Origin of the sequence: Meiothermus ruber DSM 1279, assembly GCF_000024425.1 — a bacterium.
In the GTDB taxonomy this organism is placed as follows: domain Bacteria; phylum Deinococcota; class Deinococci; order Deinococcales; family Thermaceae; genus Meiothermus; species Meiothermus ruber.
In genome coordinates this window covers 1,212,588-1,228,079 of the sequence record NC_013946.1, presented here as the reverse complement: position 1 = coordinate 1,228,079, position 15,492 = coordinate 1,212,588, and the positions used below count along the sequence as shown (strand labels likewise).

The window sequence follows — 15,492 nt, the reverse complement described above, 5'->3', positions numbered from 1 at the left end:
ACCGACTAAGCTGAGTTGCCTACTGCCTCGAGTGTACACAAAAAGCAGGTCAAGCGGCAACGCTTTACAAGACAAGCCCGTACAAGCGATAGCATAAGGGCACCATGATCATCGCAGCCGACCATCAAAATATCCGGCTCCTCACCCTCAACGACCCCCAGCGGCGCAACCCGCTCTCCCCTGCCCTGGTGCAAGAGCTGCTGGCCGCCCTCGAGGCCGCCGCGCAGGACCCAGCCATCCGGGCCGTGGTGCTCAGCGGCGCGGGCCCGGCCTTTAGCGCCGGGGCCGATCTGGAGTTCCTCAAAAACGTAACCACCGCGGGGGCCGAGGCCAACTACGCCCACTCCCTCGAGCTGATGCGCCTGTTTCACCGGGTCTACACCTTCCCCAAACCCACCATCGCCGCCATCAACGGCCCGGCAGTGGCCGGCGGGGCCGGGCTGGCCACGGCCTGCGACCTCGCCATCATGAGCGAGCAGGCCCAGTTGGGCTACACCGAGGTGAAGATCGGTTTTGTGGCCGCGCTGGTGGGGGTGATCCTGGTGCGCAACGTGGGGGAGAAGCACGCCAAGGAGCTGCTCCTAACCGGTAAGCTCATCCCAGCCCAGGAAGCCTACCGGATGGGCCTGGTCAACCGGGTGGTGCCGCCCGAGCAGGTGCTGGACGAAGCCCTGGCCCTGGCGCAGGAAGTGAGCGCCAACGCCCCGACCTCGCTCAAGCTGACCAAAGAGCTGCTCCACGCCCTGCCCGGCATGGGCCTCGAGGACGGCTTCCGACTGGCCGCCATCGCCAACGCCTGGGTGCGCGAGACCGGCGACCTGGCCGAGGGCATCGCCGCTTTCTTCGAGAAGCGCCCACCCCGTTTTTAGCGCCTTTTTAGAGCCCTTAACTGCTCAGCCGCCTCGGCGGCGCTGATCTGGCCTTTTTCCAGAGCATCAAGGATGGCCTCCTTCTCCTGGGGGCTGGGGCCCTCGGGTACTTCCTGGTACTCGTAGCCCAGCACCCTGAGCAGGGCCTCGAAGCGGGCCCGGATAGTGGGGTAGGAAAGCCCCAGAATGCGTTCCACTTCCTTGAGGTTGCCCCGCACCTTGATGTACAGGCGCAAAAACTCGAGGTGCTCGGGCGGCAGCAGGGCAAACTCGTTGGGCTGGAACTCGCCCCGAATCTCGGTGCGACACACCGGGCAGACCAGCCCGGTCACGTGCAGGTGCCCGTGGCAGCCTTCTACCGGGCACTGGGTAGGCATGGGGAAAGGTCTCATGAGGACTCCAGGTGGGATTTACCAAAGGCCCATCTTGACATAGACCTGCTGAGGGGCTCTGGCATCAAAGGCCCTGGGTCGCACCTCCGCCTCCAGCAGAACAAAGGGCGGCATCCTGCGCAGTTCCCAGATCTGGCCGCGCAAGGCCACGATCTGGGGGTCTGGGGCTTTGGCTTTGCGCAGGATACGGGTGCCTAGCATCAGGAAAAACTCGAGCATCACCAGCGGCGCGAACAGGACAATGGGGATGGGAAGCGCCCACAGCCGCACCCATAGATACACAAACCGCGGGCGGATGAGGTGCAACCTCGAGCGCCAGTCGGGTGAAATGGTTACCTTAGACACTGCGGTCATTGTATGCCTCTTGGTGCTTCAGACCACCTCAATCAAGACCCGCATGGGGCCGGTCATCCTGACTTCTCCGTCGCCCACCTTGCCCACATCGCTGATTTCCACATCCAGCAAGCGCCCTTCGGGCAGCTCACCTTTGAGCATGTCCAGGATGCCGGCAATATCAATGCCCTGGGCGCTTAGCTGCTGCTTGGCCTCGGGGGGGATGAAGTTGGCGGCAAACTTGGCAAGGGCCGCCGGAATGTTGACCTTAACCTTGACGTCTTCGCCGTCCACCACGATACGGATCATCTTGGCGAGGCCTTTGGGGGGTGGGGGGGCCACCACCGCAGCGTAGCCCGAGGACGCGGTTTTGGACGCGCTCGAGTCCATCGCTTCCAGCAGGCGAATGGCCTCCTCGGCGGTAATTCTGCCTTCCTTGACCATGTCCATTATGCGTTTCTTGTCTTGCATATGCGGCTCCTCTCCAGGGGCTTACCTTGCCTTTATCTCCAGATTGCCCATACGCACCGAGACCTCGAGGCGGGCCCGGCCCTCGCCGATCTGCCGATCACCCCCATTGGGGTTGCGCTCGAGGCCCCTGATCTCCTGGTTCCCCAGGCTCACGCTGGCCGAAAGCCGCACGCTGCTGCCGGGTAGTAGGTTTAGCTCGGCGTTGCCCATCGAGACCCGCAGCTGGTGCGTACCTTCCTGCAGCAGCAAGGAACCCTCGATGTTGCCGGCGGTGACCTCGAGGTCGAGGCCCTTTACCGCCTCCAGTTCGACGTTGCCCACAGCCACCCGGCCCTTTAGAAAATCGATCCCCCGGGCCTCCACCTGGGCCGCCTTACCTTCCACCTCCAGGCCCCAGCCCGGCGGAAGGCGCAGCTCGAGCCTGCCCATGCGGCCCAGCAGGCCGTTCAGAAAGCCCGCGTTCATCGTCTCGGGCACAATCTCAAGGTCAGCCCCCACCCTTCGCACCTCAGCCGGGCCCTCCAGCACCGGCAGCTCGATGGCTGGGTCGAGCCGGGCCTCGAGCTGGCCGGCGGTGAGCTTGAGCCGCACCCAGCGCAGGCCCTCGGGCTGCCAGCCTGCGGCCCCTGAGGAGGCATACTGCTCGCCTATCACCGCCTGGGCTTGCTGGGCCGCCGCCTCGCCCTCCTCGAGGGCCGAAAGCAGCAGATCGGCTTCTTGTTGGGTAATTTTGCCTGCTTCTAGCAGGGCCTGGATGCGGGCTTGCTCGGTCATGGGAACCTCCACGGGAAAGTTTTGCGGCTTGATTCAGGCTTCACGCAGGCGGCCTTTTGAACCCTGGGCAGGCTCGAGGGCCTCGGCCCAGGCCCGCAGCAGCCGGGCCATGCGGCGGCGAAGGGCGTGTTTGGGCAACTGTCCCTCCAGTTCGGCCTCCCGGTGATAGCCCTTGATTTTGTCGGCGATGACCACTGCGAGTTCATCTGGATTGAAGCTTCCAAACATAACCGCCCTCCTTGGTTCTAAATATAAACCAAGGTTTTATATTTTGTCAATATAAGTTTTACATTTTGCTATATTTTGTTTTCCATCATTGGTTTAGCAACGCCTCGAAACGCTCGATGCGGGCCAGCAGCACGGCCATCCCCTCCCGCCAAAAGGCCACCGACTCCAGATCGAAGCCAAAGCGGGCCGCCAGTTGCTCGGCGGGGTACCTGCCCACCGAGGCCAGCAGCTCCTCGTAGCGGGCCACAAACCCCGGGCCTTCCTGCCGGTAGCGCTGGTAGAGGGCCAGCCCAAACAAAAGCCCAAAGGCATAGGGAAAGTTATAGAAGTTGGAGCCGTAGTAGTGGCCCTTTACCGCCCACATGTAGGGATGGTAGGTAGCCAGGGCCTCGCCATAGGTGGCCTGCTGGGCCTCGAGCATCAAGCCACAAAACTCCTCGGCCGATAGCTCCCGCGCCCGCCGCCGGGCAAACACCGCCTGTTCGAACAGGAAGCGCGAGTGAATGTCCACGATCACCTGGGCCGCACTTTGCAAACCGCCCTCGAGCACCCCTAGTTGGTCGGCGGGCGGCAGCACCCTAAGCGCGGCCTCCCCGATTACGGTCTCGTTCATGATGGAGGCCGTCTCGGCCAGGGTCATGGGCTCCTGGCGCAACAGATAGGGCACCTCGCGCAAGCAGTAGTTGTGGTAGGCGTGGCCCAGCTCGTGGGCCAGGGTGGAAATAGACTCAAAGCTATTCTCGTGGTTGAGCAGGATGCGTGAGGCCCCCTGCCCCACCGGGGTGCAGTAGGCCCCGCCCACCTTGCCCTTGCGGGGCGGAGCGTCCATCCAGCCTTCGGCATAGGCCCGCTCGGCCAGATCGGCAGCGGCCTGCGAGAAGCCCGACAGGTGCTCCACAATAAAGCGCCGGCCCTCTTCCCAGCTCCACTTTTTGGGGGTCTGGCCGGGCCGCACGATGGGGGCGAACAGATCCCACCAGTCCAGCCGCTCCTTGCCCAGGGCCCTGGCTTTGGCCGCAAAGTAACGCCGCCAGTGGGGCAGGCTCTCCACCATGGCCTGTTGCAGGGCCTCGAGGGTCTTGCGGCCAATGCGGTTTTCAAACAGGGCCGGGGCCAGGTCGTCTTCCCAGCCGCGCTTGCGGTTGAGGGTTGAGACCTCGCCCTTGTAGCCGTTCAGGGCTGCTGCCAGGGCCACTTCGTTGGCTTTCCAGGCCTTTAGCTCGGCTTCGTAGGCGGCTTTGCGCACCGCCTCGTCGGGGTGCATGGCCAGGTTGCGCACCGCCGTGATGGGCTGCTCCTCGCCATTCAACACCGCCGTAATCTGGCTGGTCAGGTTGCCGTGCAGCTTGACCCAGGCCCGCCCCCCCGAGAGCGAAAGCTCGGCGGCCAGCACCTCTTCTGCTTCCGACATCAGGTGCTGGGCCAGCACTTTGGCTTCCTCGATGAGAATCCGGTAATCGCCGGCGCCCACCGCTTCGGCCTCGAGGCCAGCCAGCCAGCGTTGCAGGCGGGGGCGCAGTTTCTGGAACTCTAGATGGAGAAGCTCGAGCTCGGAAAGCTTGGCCTGGGCCTCCGCGTCGGCGCTATCGGTGTCCACCCGCATCAGCACATAGGCAAAGAGAGGCCCCAGGGTATCGCCGAAGGTGTTCAGCTTGTCCAGCAGGGCCTCGAAGGTGGCGCGGTCGGTGGCGGCATCGTCCCGGCCTATGCGGTGCCTTTCGATGAACTCCTGTAAATCCTGCAACTGGCCGGCCACCTGGTTCCAGGTAGACCTGAACTTTTCAGATTCGAAGCCCGGAAACAAGGCGTCCAGATCCCAGGTTGGAAGTTCGGTGATGGCTTGGCTCATAGGCTCAAGTATAGGCGCTCGGGATAGAATCCAGGGGTATGCGGTTTCCGGTGCGCGTTCCCATCGAAGTACGCTTTAGCGACCTAGACACCCTCAAACACGTCAACAACGCGGTGTATCTGACCTACGACGAGGTGGCCCGGGGCCACTACCTGCGCCGGGCGGGGGCGGCCATAGACAGCGGCAACTTTGTGATGGCCCGGGCCGAGGTGGATTACATCCGCCCCATCCTGTTTGCCGAGCCGGTGGAAATTGCCATCCGGGTGGAGAAGGTGGGCAACTCGAGCTTCCGCACCCTGAGCGAGACCTGGGCCAGCGGGGAGCTGGCCGCCCGCATCAAGGTGGTGGTGGTCTGGCTGGAGAACGGCAAGCCCGCCCGCATTCCCGACTGGCTGCGCGAGGCCATCCGGGCTATGGAGAGCGAGCCGGTAGAGGGTTTGTAAAGACCGGGCCTGGCCTCTTCAAACCTGGCCGTCCCTACTCCCGCTCCAAGCCAATATCCGCACTCATCAAGAGTTCGACGGCTTTCTCCAGCAGCAGATCGCGCCCTTCGGCCAGGGCGTACCAGTCGTCGGAAAGGTTTAGGGTGGGGGTTACCCGCTCGGGGTAGAAGCTGCCGTCTTTGCGCTGGGCCCTCGAGGTGGTGATCTGCAGACCCGAGCCATCGCTCAGGCGCAGGAAGACCGTGGCGGTGTTGCCCACACCAGCGGTCGGCTGGCCGATGACCGGGGCCTGACGGCCCTCTTGCAGGTCGAAGGTGAAGTACTCGGCGCACGAGGCGGTGCGCTCGTTCACCAGCACCACCACCGGGCCCGTCCAGTAGGCGGCCTGCACCTCGTACTGCGGGCGTTCCCGCCCCCCAAACCGGAGGTAGTAGTAGCCTTCCTTGAAACCCTGTTCGCTGGCCCGCAGGTTATCCTGTAAGCGGCGGTAGGTTTCCTTAACAAAGGCCCCGGCCCCTACCAGACACTCGCTCAGCACCCCGCCGCCGTTGTTGCGCAGGTCAATGACCATGGCCTGGGCTCCTGCGGCCTGGGCCTGCCGCACCAGCTCATGGATTCGCGGCCCTACCTGCTGGTAACCGCTAAAGGAAGGGATGCGCAAGACCGCCACCCGATCGGGCCGGAGGCTGAGGGTGGGCAACTGCCGCAGGGAGATAATGCGGGGGAGCACCTCGAGCTCCAGGCGCTGCTGGGCCCGCTGGACGGTCAGTTTGAGAGGGGCGCCCAGGGCCACCCGCTCGCGCACAAATTCTATGCGCTCGCCTTCGGCCTGGGGCAGCGCCTCGCCGTTGATGGCCAGAATGCGGTCACCCCGGCGCAACCCAGCCTCCTCGGCGGGAGTGTGGGCGCTTACTTCCACCACCAGGAGACCTTCCAGCCCCGACACCACCTGGAGCTGCACCCCCAGTTGGGGGCGGCTGCTGCTGCTTCCGGCCAGCCGCCTTTGAATCTCGGCGTAGTCTTCGGGGGTGAAGTAGCGGGTGTGCCGGTCGCCGTACTCGGCCACCAGGGCCTGAAGGATCGGATAGGCCTTGTTGCTGGGGCAGCTCACCTCCTGGGCACAGACCTTCTCGAGCTCCCCCTGGTACTTCTGTTTGAGTTCCTGCAGCCTGACCTGGGAGAACCCGCCGTAGTAATCGCCCAGCAAACGGCTTACCTCGTCGAGCAGATCCTGCGCCGGGCTGGCCAGCGCAAGCCCCGCCCACAACACCCATACAACCCCCCAAAGCCGCCGGCTGTCCATGATTTATTTTTGCGCCAAATTCTCAGGAATGGGTTGCTTGGGTTACATCTTGACCCATCAAGGTAGCTTGAAGGTCTCAGGCCCCAGTGTTGGGTTGACCCGGGCCTCTTGCACCGTGACCTCAGCGAACAGATCGCCGTCGGCATACAAGCGGGCCCGGAAAGGAATGCGTATGCCTGAAACCAGGCGCAGGTCGGAGTAGAGCACCGTTAGCTGACCCTGGCTGTTCTGGTAGCGCTCGGCAACAAGCTGATGTTGGGCATTGAAAAGGTAGGTGGTTTGGCTGCCCTGGGTACGCACCACCACCGCTTGCCCGGTCACATCGCCAAACGTGCGCCTGCCTTCAAGCCGTGCCATTTCACGCCCGTTTCCGCCTAAGCGCAGGCCGTACCAGGTCTGGTAAAGCCCATTGCGCAGTTCTTTGGTGAGGGTGGGCTCGAGGGCCTTGCGGCCCGATATAGCACTCCAGCTCTGGCCTCCTGCGGGCGATACCTGTAGCACCTGAATCAGGTTAGTGCCATCCCGGTACTCCACCCGTAGCCTTTGGGAGGAAAAATCTGCATACGAAACCACTGTTAAGATATGTTCGGCTTGTGGCCCGGAAAAAGTAGTCAGGGTCGCAACCTCTCGGTAGGTGCGCAAGTTTGCCAGGGCCTGCCCCCCATGGGCCTGGCGCATCTTTTCCAGCACCTGCGCTGCATCGGGGGCTACCTGGGCCAGGGCCAGCGTGCTCATCAACACAAAACCTGCAAGGTACTTCCAGCTCGAGGTCATCTGGCATAGGGTAGCGCAGGATTCTTTGTAACGGATAAGCCCCGAACAAGGCAGGATATAGTATCCCCATGCCAGAAGAAAGCAAAATCCCTGACCAGAAGCCCACCCCTCAAGACCAGCTCTCCATCACCCACCACAGCGTCCGAATCGCCGGCAAGGAGCTGCGCTACAGCGTGACCTGTGGAACCGTGGTGCTGCGCGAGGAGTCGGAAAAAGAGGGCACCGCCGAAGGGCACAAACCCAAAGCCACGGTTTTTTTCGTGGCCTACACCAAAGACGACACCCCCGACCCTAGCCAGCGCCCCATCACCTTCTCGTTCAACGGGGGGCCGGGCTCGTCCTCGGTCTGGCTGCACCTGGGGCTCCTGGGGCCCAAGCGGGTGGAGATGGGCGACGCCGGGGCGCTTACACCACCCCCGTACCGGCTGGTGGACAACGAACACACCCTGCTCGAGGTGAGCGACCTGGTGTTCATTGACCCGGTGGGCACCGGCTACAGCCGCATGCTCGAGGGTGAGAAAACCAGGGAGTACCACGGCTTCAAGCGCGACCTCGAGAGCGTCGGGGAGTTCATCCGCCTCTACACCCACCGCTACGGGCGCTGGGCCAGCCCCAAGTACCTGATTGGTGAGAGCTACGGCACCACCCGGGCGGCGGGCCTGTCGGGGTACCTGCAAGAGCGGCACGGGATGTACCTGAACGGCATCATGCTGGTGAGCAGCATCCTGGATTTCAGCACCGCCCGCTTCAACCCCGGCAACGACCTGCCGCACATCCTGTTCCTGCCCACCTTTAGCGCCACCGCCTGGTATCACCGCAAACTGCCCAGAGACCTGCAACAAAAGCCGCTCGAGGCCCTTCTTAAGGAAGTGGAGGCCTTCGCCCTGGGCGAGTACACCCTGGCCCTGATGCAGGGCAGCAAGCTACCAACCAGCGAGCAGAAGCGCATCGCCCAGAAACTCGCGCGCTACACCGGCCTCTCGGAAGCGTATGTGCAGGCCTGTAACCTGCGCCTCGAGATCATGCGCTTCACCAAAGAACTCCTGCGCGCCGAGCGCAAAACCGTGGGGCGGCTGGACAGCCGCTTCACCGGCACCGACCGCGACGCCGCCGGGGCCACCTTTGAGTACGACCCCAGCTACGCCGCCATCCAGGGGCCCTACACCGCCACCTTCAACCAGTACGTGCGGCAGGAGCTGGGCTTCCACAGCGACCTGCCCTACGAGATTCTGTCCAACCTGTACACCAACTGGAGCTACAAGGAGTTCGAGAACCAGTACCTGAACGTGGGCGAAACCCTGCGCAAGGCTATCTCGATGAACCCTTTTTTGCAGGTGTACGTGGGCAGCGGCTACTATGATTTGGCTACGCCTTACTTCGCCACCGATTACACCCTTAACCACCTGAGCTTGGAGCCCCACCTGCAAAAAAACATCCAGGTGCACTACTACCCCGCCGGCCACATGATGTACGTGCACCTGCCTTCCCTGGCCCAGCAGGCCGCCGACCTGCGGAGCTTCATCCAAAAAGCGACCCCCAGCCTGCCCAAGCGCAAAGCGCCCCGCTCCAAAACTTGACCCCTCCACAGGCGCTCCCTAGCATGAACCCATGCGTTTAGGCGTCTTACTCACACCAGGTTTTCTGGAGGCCGAGGCGGCGCTGGCGATGGAGGCCGCCCGGCTTTTAGGTTGGGAGCGGTTTACCGTGGCGCGGGGCCGCACCGCGCTCGAGGGCAGCGCCGGTGCGGTCTGGACACCCAAGTACACCTTTGTGGCACGGCCCGAGCTGGACGTGCTGGTGATACCCGGCGGCCCCAATATGCGCAAGCTGGGGCGCGACCTCGAGCACCAGGACTGGCTGAACGAGGTGTGGAGCAGCCTGCGGGCGGTGTTCACCGGGGCCAACGGCGCTTTGCTGCTGTGGGAGGCCGGCCATGTTTCGGGCCAGGTGGCCGCCCACCCCATCACCGCAGAGGCGCTGGCAGGAACTGCTCTAGAACGCAGCAAAGCACCCCATCACTGGCAGGGCAAGGTCTGCACCACCCAGGGCTACCTGGCCCTGGCTAGGGCCATGTTGGACTGGGCCGGTTTTGCCGAGGAGGCCAGGGCCCACCTTGGCCTCTGATACGCACCCCACCAGGGCTTTTGCGGCAAGTTCTGGAGAATCGTTGGCGAGGTGGCGCAGGATAAAGCGCTCTACGCGTCCTGGGCCCACACCCGCTCCCTAGCCTGCTGTTCTTTCTCCATTGCCTGGAAAAGGCGACCCCGGAGGGCCTCGAGGGGCACGCTCTGCCACCGCCCCGGCACCTCTCCCCCAGGTTCAGGGCCTAGAAGCTTGCGAATCTGTTTGGGTAGGGTTATCTGTCCTTTGCTACTAACCCGGCGCTTGACCATTTCAAACCTTACACCACCCTAAGCCGACCATTCCTGGCGCAGGTGCGGGGACAAAACGCAAAACCGCTGTCCTGGCCTCGAGGGCTTGGGGCTTTGGCCTCCCCTGGGGTAGAATATTCGCTTGTGTGCAGGCCGGAGGGCCTGACGACCAGAGGAACCCCATGGCATCGCTCGGAGTCGGAATCGTCGGTCTTCCCAATGTGGGCAAATCCACGCTGTTTAACGCCATTACCAAAGCGGGCGCCCTGGCAGCCAACTACCCCTTTGCCACCATTGACAAGAACGTGGGGGTGGTTACCCTGCCCGACCCCCGCCTGAATGCTTTGCAAAAGCTCTTTATCAAGGGCGAGCGGGTACCGCCCATCGTGCCCACCCACGTGGAGTTTGTGGACATCGCCGGGTTGGTTAAGGGCGCGCACAAAGGCGAGGGGCTGGGCAACCAGTTCCTGGCTAACATCCGCGAGGTGGCGGCCATCGCCCACGTGGTGCGCTGCTTCGAAGACCCCAACGTGGTGCACGTGGCGGGTAAGGTAGACCCCCTGGACGACCTCGAGACCATCAACACCGAGCTGGCCCTGGCCGACCTCCAGACCATCGAGAAGCGCCTGGACAAGCTGCGCAAAAGCGCCAAGAGCGATAAGGACGACAAAGCCCTCCTGGAGACGCTCGAGCCCCTTATGGCGCACCTCTCCCAGGGCCAGCCCATCCGCACCCACACCGGGGCCGACCCCGAGCTGCTGGCCCGGGCAGCCCGCGAACTGGGCCTGCTCACCTATAAGCCGGTAATTTACGTGTGCAACGTGGCCGAGGAAGACCTGCCGGAGGGCGCTCAGAACCCCCACGTGCAAAAAGTGCGCGCAGTAGCCGCGCGGGAGGGGGCCGAGGTGGTGGTGGTCTCGGCCAAGATCGAGGCCGAGCTGGCCGAACTCTCCGAGGAAGAAGCCCAGGAGTACCTGCGCGCTCTGGGCCTGGAGGAGTCGGGGCTCAACCGGCTGGTGCGCACCGCCTACCACACCCTGGGCCTGCAAACCTTCTTCACCGCCGGCGAGAAGGAGGTGCGGGCCTGGACCATCCGCAAAGGCACCAAGGCCCCCCAGGCCGCCGGCGAGATTCACTCCGACCTCGAGCGCGGCTTCATCCGGGCCGAGGTTATCGAGTGGCACAGGCTGGTGGAGGCCGGCAGCTGGGCCAGCGCCAAGGAAAAGGGCTGGGTGCGCACCGAGGGCAAGGACTACGTGGTACAGGACGGCGATGTGGTGCTGATTCTGTTTAACGTATAACTTCAATCGGCCAGGGCCGCTAGCTGAAACGCCTGGCTCAGGCGGGCCTCATCGGTCAGGTCGAGGCGCAGGGGGGTTAGCGCGATAAAGTTGTGACCCACCGCCCAGCGGTCGGTACCCTCCTCGGGTTCGTGGTCGGGGCGGGCCGCAAACCAGAAGTGCGCCCGGCCCATGGGATCGGTGCCGGGCACAATCCGCCCCTCGTACCGCCGCACCGACTGCCGGGCCCAAAGAATGCCTTTGGGTTTGGGTGGCAGGTTAACGTTGATCAGGAAGGGCTTGGGCTCCCGCAAGAGGGCCTCGAGCACCTTCCCCACCCACGGCTTGAGCAGGATGAAATCGGGCTCTCGACCGTTCATAAAGGCGCTGAAGGCGATGGCCGGAATCCCCAGCAAAGCCGCCTGCTTGGCCGCGGCCACCGTACCAGAGTGCCAGATCTCGTGGCCCAGGTTGGAGCCCAGGTTGATGCCCGAGAGCACCAGATCCACCTTGTCCCAGTGGTGGGTACCCAGGGCCACGCAGTCGGCGGGGGTGCCGTTGACCCGGTAGGCCTCGAGGCCCCCCAGAGGGGTGGCGCGGTAATGCAGGGGCCGCCCGATGGTGATGGCGTGCCCCATGGCCGACTGCTCCACATCGGGCGCCACCACCCGCACTTCGCCAAAAGCCGCGGCTACCTCGGCCAGCGCCAGCAGGCCGGGGCTGTAGATACCGTCGTCGTTGGTGACCAGGATTCGCATCGTCTACCTCACAAGCCTGAGCTTGGTTTGCAGCGGTCAAGCAAATGTCAGGGGGCGTACCAACATCACCTGACAAAGCCGGTTTAATGTCAAAACAAAGCATGGTTAGCGTGCTCATTCCCACCTACAACCGCCCCCAACTGCTGATGCGGGCGCTGCGCTCGCTCCAGCTCCAGCTCTACCCCGACTGGGAGGCCGTGGTGGTGGACGACGGCGACGGAGCGGGCCTCCTGGCCGCCCACAGCCTGCGCGACCCCCGGATCGTCGGGGTACGCAACCAGGGCCAGGGCCAGGTGGAAGCCCGCAATACCGGGCTGGCCCACGCCTCCGGCGAGATTATCGCCCTGCTGGATGACGACGACTGGTGGCTCGACCCCACCCACCTGCACCGGGTGGTGCGCGCCCTGCGAACGCAGGCCAGCCTGGTCTACCGGGGCGGCTATTTAGTGCAGGAGCGCGATGGCCTGGAACTGGAGCGCATCCCCTTCGACTTCAAGGCCAGCTCTTCGTCGCTCCAGAAGGACAACCTCCTGCTGGCCTCCGGGGTGGCCTACCCCCGCTTTTTCCACGACCGGCTGGGGCTGTTCGACCCGGAGATGTCGGACTACTGGGACTGGGACTGGTATCTGCGGGTGGTCTCAGCAGGCTACCCCCTCGTTCAGCTACCGGGCCGGGGTGTGGCGGTGGCGATGCACGGGGCCAATATGTCGTACGCGGCTCGAGCACAACAGCGCCAGCAAAACCTCGACAAGCTCTGCGCCAAACACGGCCTCAGCGGGATCACCCTTAAGGATCATCGGATCATTGCCGGTGCAGCCTGAAGCCCCCAGAGTAGATTGCCACCTAGAACAAAATTCACCCTGACACCAGGTTGACAATAGGCAGAACAGAATCTAACAGGGTTGAACCCGTATCGGAGGCTTTATGCAACGACTCATTCTGGCTTCTTTGCTGGCTTGTGGCCTGGCTTACGCCCAGCCGCAAACCCTCACCCTCTACACCTCGGAGGTGCTGACCAACGTCAACCCCATGATTGAGCTCTTCAAACGGGCCAATCCGGGCGTCAACGTGCAGGTCTTCCGCAGCGGCACCGGCGAAGTGATCACCCGCCTGCGGGCCGAACTGGAAGCGGGCAACCCCCAGGCCGACCTCTTATGGGTGGCCGACGAGACTTTTTTCCGCGAGCTGGCTGCTGCCAACCGCTTGCGTCCGGTGCGGGCCACCACCCCCGGCTTTCCAGTCAAGTTTGCCTACCAGGGCGGGCGTTACTACGAAGTGCGGCTGCTCTACAACGGCATTGCGATCAACACCCGCAAGCTGGGGAACCTCCCCGAGCCCCAGACCTGGCGCGACCTGCTCAAACCCGATTACCGCGATCTGATAGGGATGCCCAACCCCAATTTCTCGGGCGCAGCCCTCTCCACGCTGGGCACCTTCAGCCAGCGCTTTGGCTTTAGCTTCTTCGAGCAGCTCCAGCGCAACGGTCTCAAGGTCGAGCAGTCCAACCCCATCCTCCAGCAAAAACTGGCCGAGGGGCAGTATGGAATTGCCATCATCACCGATTTTGGCATCCGCGACCTGATTCGCCAGGGGGCCCCTCTCAAGGTCATCTACCCCCGCGACGGCGCAATTCTGGTGCCAACCCCCATCGGTGTGATGGCGGGCAGCCGCAACCCTGCCCTGGCCGAGCGCTTTGTGCGCTTCCTGCTCTCCCCCGAAGCCCAGGCCCTGTTCGCCCAGCAAGGCTACATCCCGGTCATCGCCTCGGCCCCCCGCCCCATAGGGGTGAGCGGTGAGGTGCTCTCGATACCCTCGGCCGCCGACTTCATTCAGGCCAACCGGCAGAATCTACTGACCCAGTTCAACACCCTCTTCAACCTGCGCTGAGTGCCGGGTAGTGAAGGTAAGGCGGCGGTCTGGAGCGTTCTCTTCAGCATGCTAAGGGAACGCCTCGTATCCATTGGCTTCGATAACGCAAGCATTCGGTCCGGGTAGCTCGCCCTTCGCCAAGATGGCATCACCCAAGGGTCAAGGCCCTCCCTCAAAACAGGGCGGTTGCCATCAGGGTAGAACCTGTGAAGAACACGAGAATATCGGGAACTGTGTAAACCCCCACCAGTAGCGGTACTATACCCTGCGGATGAGTCCTCATCGCCTTGCCACTGCCACACCCTGGCTGCTCCTATCGTTGGGGGTGGCGCTGCCCCTGCTGGTGCTGGCCTGGCGGGGGTTGGGGGATGTGGCCATTCTGCCCAGGGTGCTCGACCTGGCCGGGGTCTCGTTGCTGCTGGCCTTGCTGGGAAGTTTGCTTTGCCTGGGGGTGGGGGGCGGGCTGGCCTGGCTGGCCTTCCGGGCACGGCTGCATTCTGGTTGGGACGCGTTGCTGCTGCCTGCCTACCTGGTACCGCCTTTTGTGGGGGCGCTGGGCTTTTTGTACGCTTTGCAGCTGGTGGGCCTGCAACCCTACGGGGTGGGCGGCATCCTGCTGGCCTGGACGGCCCACTACGCACCGGTGGCCTATCTGCTGTTGCGCCCGGCCCTGGAATCGAAGCTGGCCCCGCTACTGGTAGCCTGCGAGGTGCATGGCGTGACGGGCTGGCAGCGGGTGCGGGCGCTGGTGCCCCCCTTGTTCCCGGCCCTGATCGCCGCCTTCGGGGCGCTGTACCTGACTTTGCTGGGCAACTTTGGGGTTCCGGCGGTGCTGGGGCTGCCAGCACAGGTCTACACGCTGCCAACCCTGGCCTATGCGCGGCTCTTCTCCCCCGCCAGCCCCGACCCCCTGGGCGAGGCGGCGGCCATCGGGCTGCTGTTGGGGCTGCTGGCAGTTCCGGCCTTGCTGCTCTCGAGCCAGCCCAGCGGCGAGCCCTCCCCCCGGCCGCTGCGCCCCAGGCTGGTATGGGCGGCCCGGATTGGCTTTGGACTGTTCGCGCTGGCGGCGGTGGTCTTCCCGCTGGTGGGCCTGCTGCGCCGGGCTTTGTTCAATACTTTTACGGGGGAATTCCAGCCGGCCTTTGCTACAGCCTGGGAATTACCCCTGGTGCGACAGGGGTTGACCAACTCGGTGCTGCTGGCCCTGCTGGCCACAGGGTTGTTGCTGTTGCTGGGGCTGCTGATGGCTCCCCAACGCAGGGCCATGCAGCGCCTGCGGCAGGTGCTGGATATGCACTACCTGCTGCCCGGAACCCTGCTGGCCGTTGGGCTCATCCTGCTGCTGGCCCCCACCCCGCTCTATGCCACCCCCTGGATTCTGCTGCTGGCCTATCTGCTCAACTTCGCCGCACTCATGCTGCGCGCCATCGAGGCGGGGCTGGAGGCGGGCATCGAGCGGCTGGTGGGGGTGGGCAGGCTGTTTGGCCTGCGGCCCGGGTGGGCCTGGTGGAAGATTGGCTTCCCCCTGTTGCGGCCCTACCTGGCGGCAGGGGTGTTTTTGGTGCTGCCCCTGTGCCTGGCCGAACTCACCCTGTCGGCCATGCTGTATGCACCCGGCAGCGAGACCCTGGGGGTGGCGGTACTCTCGGCCCTGAACGGCGGGCTGTTCCGCGAGGCCGCCGCCATCGGGCTGATGCTGATGGCCTTATCGCTGCTGCTGCTGTTGGTTCCGCGCCGGGGGGTGGTGGGGTAAGCCCCCCGACCCTGTGCAGATATT

The 15,492-nt window shown here is 64.0% G+C and carries 18 protein-coding genes; 8 read left to right on the top strand and 10 right to left on the bottom strand.

Going from position 1 to position 15,492, the window contains the following annotated elements:
- Positions 1 to 104 precede the first annotated feature (104 nt).
- A complete protein-coding gene (locus tag MRUB_RS06180; RefSeq protein ID WP_013013499.1) occupies positions 105 to 869 on the top strand; it encodes an enoyl-CoA hydratase/isomerase family protein in 765 nt (254 codons plus the stop codon).
- Here the strand turns inward: MRUB_RS06180 and MRUB_RS06175 are convergent.
- The 6 genes from MRUB_RS06175 to MRUB_RS06150 form a co-directional block, all read right to left on the bottom strand.
- On the bottom strand, positions 866 to 1,261 hold the full coding sequence (locus tag MRUB_RS06175; protein WP_013013498.1) for a DUF2089 domain-containing protein: 396 nt from the start codon (positions 1,259 to 1,261) through the stop codon (positions 866 to 868). The two genes, MRUB_RS06180 and MRUB_RS06175, sit on opposite strands and share 4 nt — an antisense overlap.
- Before the next feature lie 18 nt (positions 1,262 to 1,279).
- Complete coding sequence (locus MRUB_RS06170) at positions 1,280 to 1,615, bottom strand: hypothetical protein (RefSeq protein ID WP_013013497.1); 336 nt, start codon at positions 1,613 to 1,615, stop codon at positions 1,280 to 1,282.
- 18 nt (positions 1,616 to 1,633) lie between these two features.
- Entirely contained in the window at positions 1,634 to 2,065 is a 432-nt protein-coding gene (locus MRUB_RS06165; RefSeq protein ID WP_013013496.1) for an SHOCT-like domain-containing protein, read from the bottom strand.
- A gap of 21 nt (positions 2,066 to 2,086) precedes the next feature.
- On the bottom strand, positions 2,087 to 2,839 hold the full coding sequence (locus MRUB_RS06160; protein WP_013013495.1) for a DUF4097 family beta strand repeat-containing protein: 753 nt from the start codon (positions 2,837 to 2,839) through the stop codon (positions 2,087 to 2,089).
- Between the two features lie 33 nt (positions 2,840 to 2,872).
- A complete protein-coding gene (locus MRUB_RS06155; RefSeq protein WP_013013494.1) occupies positions 2,873 to 3,067 on the bottom strand; it encodes a hypothetical protein in 195 nt (64 codons plus the stop codon).
- Between the two features lie 85 nt (positions 3,068 to 3,152).
- Positions 3,153 to 4,916: a M3 family oligoendopeptidase gene (locus MRUB_RS06150; RefSeq protein WP_013013493.1), complete on the bottom strand. Its 1,764-nt coding sequence runs from the start codon at positions 4,914 to 4,916 to the stop codon at positions 3,153 to 3,155.
- Positions 4,917 to 4,954: 38 nt separating this feature from the next.
- Between MRUB_RS06150 and MRUB_RS06145 the strand changes: the two genes are divergently transcribed.
- Entirely contained in the window at positions 4,955 to 5,359 is a 405-nt protein-coding gene (locus MRUB_RS06145; protein ID WP_013013492.1) for an acyl-CoA thioesterase, read from the top strand.
- A gap of 34 nt (positions 5,360 to 5,393) precedes the next feature.
- On the opposite strand, the gene MRUB_RS06140 is transcribed toward MRUB_RS06145, so the two are convergent.
- The gene (locus tag MRUB_RS06140) at positions 5,394 to 6,662 is read right to left on the bottom strand and encodes a S41 family peptidase (protein WP_013013491.1); all 1,269 of its coding nucleotides are present in this window, start codon (positions 6,660 to 6,662) and stop codon (positions 5,394 to 5,396) included.
- Between the two features lie 57 nt (positions 6,663 to 6,719).
- On the bottom strand, positions 6,720 to 7,436 hold the full coding sequence (locus tag MRUB_RS06135; protein ID WP_015586522.1) for a hypothetical protein: 717 nt from the start codon (positions 7,434 to 7,436) through the stop codon (positions 6,720 to 6,722).
- Positions 7,437 to 7,504: 68 nt separating this feature from the next.
- Between MRUB_RS06135 and MRUB_RS06130 the strand changes: the two genes are divergently transcribed.
- Together MRUB_RS06130 and MRUB_RS06125 are read left to right on the top strand one after the other, a co-directional pair.
- Positions 7,505 to 9,013: a S10 family peptidase gene (locus MRUB_RS06130; RefSeq protein WP_013013489.1), complete on the top strand. Its 1,509-nt coding sequence runs from the start codon at positions 7,505 to 7,507 to the stop codon at positions 9,011 to 9,013.
- 31 nt (positions 9,014 to 9,044) lie between these two features.
- On the top strand, positions 9,045 to 9,560 hold the full coding sequence (locus MRUB_RS06125; RefSeq protein WP_013013488.1) for a DJ-1/PfpI family protein: 516 nt from the start codon (positions 9,045 to 9,047) through the stop codon (positions 9,558 to 9,560).
- A gap of 71 nt (positions 9,561 to 9,631) precedes the next feature.
- On the opposite strand, the gene MRUB_RS06120 is transcribed toward MRUB_RS06125, so the two are convergent.
- The gene (locus tag MRUB_RS06120; protein WP_013013487.1) at positions 9,632 to 9,829 is read right to left on the bottom strand and encodes an AbrB/MazE/SpoVT family DNA-binding domain-containing protein; all 198 of its coding nucleotides are present in this window, start codon (positions 9,827 to 9,829) and stop codon (positions 9,632 to 9,634) included.
- A 161-nt stretch (positions 9,830 to 9,990) separates the two neighbouring features.
- Here MRUB_RS06120 and ychF point away from each other — a divergent pair, with 161 nt between their 5' ends.
- Positions 9,991 to 11,109 carry a redox-regulated ATPase YchF gene (gene ychF / locus MRUB_RS06115; protein ID WP_013013486.1) on the top strand — a complete coding sequence of 373 codons (1,119 nt, stop codon included), beginning with the start codon at positions 9,991 to 9,993 and terminating at the stop codon, positions 11,107 to 11,109.
- 2 nt (positions 11,110 to 11,111) lie between these two features.
- On the opposite strand, the gene surE is transcribed toward ychF, so the two are convergent.
- Positions 11,112 to 11,846, bottom strand: coding sequence for a 5'/3'-nucleotidase SurE (gene surE / locus MRUB_RS06110; RefSeq protein WP_013013485.1), 735 nt, complete (start codon positions 11,844 to 11,846; stop codon positions 11,112 to 11,114).
- A 101-nt stretch (positions 11,847 to 11,947) separates the two neighbouring features.
- Here surE and MRUB_RS06105 point away from each other — a divergent pair, with 101 nt between their 5' ends.
- The 3 genes from MRUB_RS06105 (at position 11,948) to MRUB_RS06095 (ending at position 15,468) form a co-directional block, all read left to right on the top strand.
- Entirely contained in the window at positions 11,948 to 12,667 is a 720-nt protein-coding gene (locus tag MRUB_RS06105; RefSeq protein ID WP_013013484.1) for a glycosyltransferase family 2 protein, read from the top strand.
- 103 nt (positions 12,668 to 12,770) lie between these two features.
- Positions 12,771 to 13,733 carry an ABC transporter substrate-binding protein gene (locus MRUB_RS06100; RefSeq protein ID WP_013013483.1) on the top strand — a complete coding sequence of 321 codons (963 nt, stop codon included), beginning with the start codon at positions 12,771 to 12,773 and terminating at the stop codon, positions 13,731 to 13,733.
- A 253-nt stretch (positions 13,734 to 13,986) separates the two neighbouring features.
- Positions 13,987 to 15,468, top strand: coding sequence for an ABC transporter permease (locus tag MRUB_RS06095; RefSeq protein ID WP_013013482.1), 1,482 nt, complete (start codon positions 13,987 to 13,989; stop codon positions 15,466 to 15,468).
- The last annotated feature ends 24 nt before the right edge of the window (positions 15,469 to 15,492 follow it).

What these genes read in the sequence shown, in the direction of transcription:
- MRUB_RS06145 (WP_013013492.1), top strand. Translation starts at nt 4,955, where the DNA reads ATGCGGTTTCCGGTGCGCGTTCCCATCGAAGTACGCTTTAGCGACCTA.
- MRUB_RS06170 (WP_013013497.1), bottom strand. Translation starts at nt 1,615, where the DNA reads ATGACCGCAGTGTCTAAGGTAACCATTTCACCCGACTGGCGCTCGAGG.
- MRUB_RS06135 (WP_015586522.1), bottom strand. Translation starts at nt 7,436, where the DNA reads ATGACCTCGAGCTGGAAGTACCTTGCAGGTTTTGTGTTGATGAGCACG.
- MRUB_RS06095 (WP_013013482.1), top strand. Translation starts at nt 13,987, where the DNA reads ATGAGTCCTCATCGCCTTGCCACTGCCACACCCTGGCTGCTCCTATCG.
- surE (WP_013013485.1), bottom strand. Translation starts at nt 11,846, where the DNA reads ATGCGAATCCTGGTCACCAACGACGACGGTATCTACAGCCCCGGCCTG.
- MRUB_RS06155 (WP_013013494.1), bottom strand. Translation starts at nt 3,067, where the DNA reads ATGTTTGGAAGCTTCAATCCAGATGAACTCGCAGTGGTCATCGCCGAC.
- MRUB_RS06140 (WP_013013491.1), bottom strand. Translation starts at nt 6,662, where the DNA reads ATGGACAGCCGGCGGCTTTGGGGGGTTGTATGGGTGTTGTGGGCGGGG.
- MRUB_RS06180 (WP_013013499.1), top strand. Translation starts at nt 105, where the DNA reads ATGATCATCGCAGCCGACCATCAAAATATCCGGCTCCTCACCCTCAAC.
- MRUB_RS06105 (WP_013013484.1), top strand. Translation starts at nt 11,948, where the DNA reads ATGGTTAGCGTGCTCATTCCCACCTACAACCGCCCCCAACTGCTGATG.
- ychF (WP_013013486.1), top strand. Translation starts at nt 9,991, where the DNA reads ATGGCATCGCTCGGAGTCGGAATCGTCGGTCTTCCCAATGTGGGCAAA.
- MRUB_RS06165 (WP_013013496.1), bottom strand. Translation starts at nt 2,065, where the DNA reads ATGCAAGACAAGAAACGCATAATGGACATGGTCAAGGAAGGCAGAATT.
- MRUB_RS06150 (WP_013013493.1), bottom strand. Translation starts at nt 4,916, where the DNA reads ATGAGCCAAGCCATCACCGAACTTCCAACCTGGGATCTGGACGCCTTG.
- MRUB_RS06175 (WP_013013498.1), bottom strand. Translation starts at nt 1,261, where the DNA reads ATGAGACCTTTCCCCATGCCTACCCAGTGCCCGGTAGAAGGCTGCCAC.
- MRUB_RS06160 (WP_013013495.1), bottom strand. Translation starts at nt 2,839, where the DNA reads ATGACCGAGCAAGCCCGCATCCAGGCCCTGCTAGAAGCAGGCAAAATT.
- MRUB_RS06100 (WP_013013483.1), top strand. Translation starts at nt 12,771, where the DNA reads ATGCAACGACTCATTCTGGCTTCTTTGCTGGCTTGTGGCCTGGCTTAC.
- MRUB_RS06120 (WP_013013487.1), bottom strand. Translation starts at nt 9,829, where the DNA reads ATGGTCAAGCGCCGGGTTAGTAGCAAAGGACAGATAACCCTACCCAAA.
- MRUB_RS06130 (WP_013013489.1), top strand. Translation starts at nt 7,505, where the DNA reads ATGCCAGAAGAAAGCAAAATCCCTGACCAGAAGCCCACCCCTCAAGAC.
- MRUB_RS06125 (WP_013013488.1), top strand. Translation starts at nt 9,045, where the DNA reads ATGCGTTTAGGCGTCTTACTCACACCAGGTTTTCTGGAGGCCGAGGCG.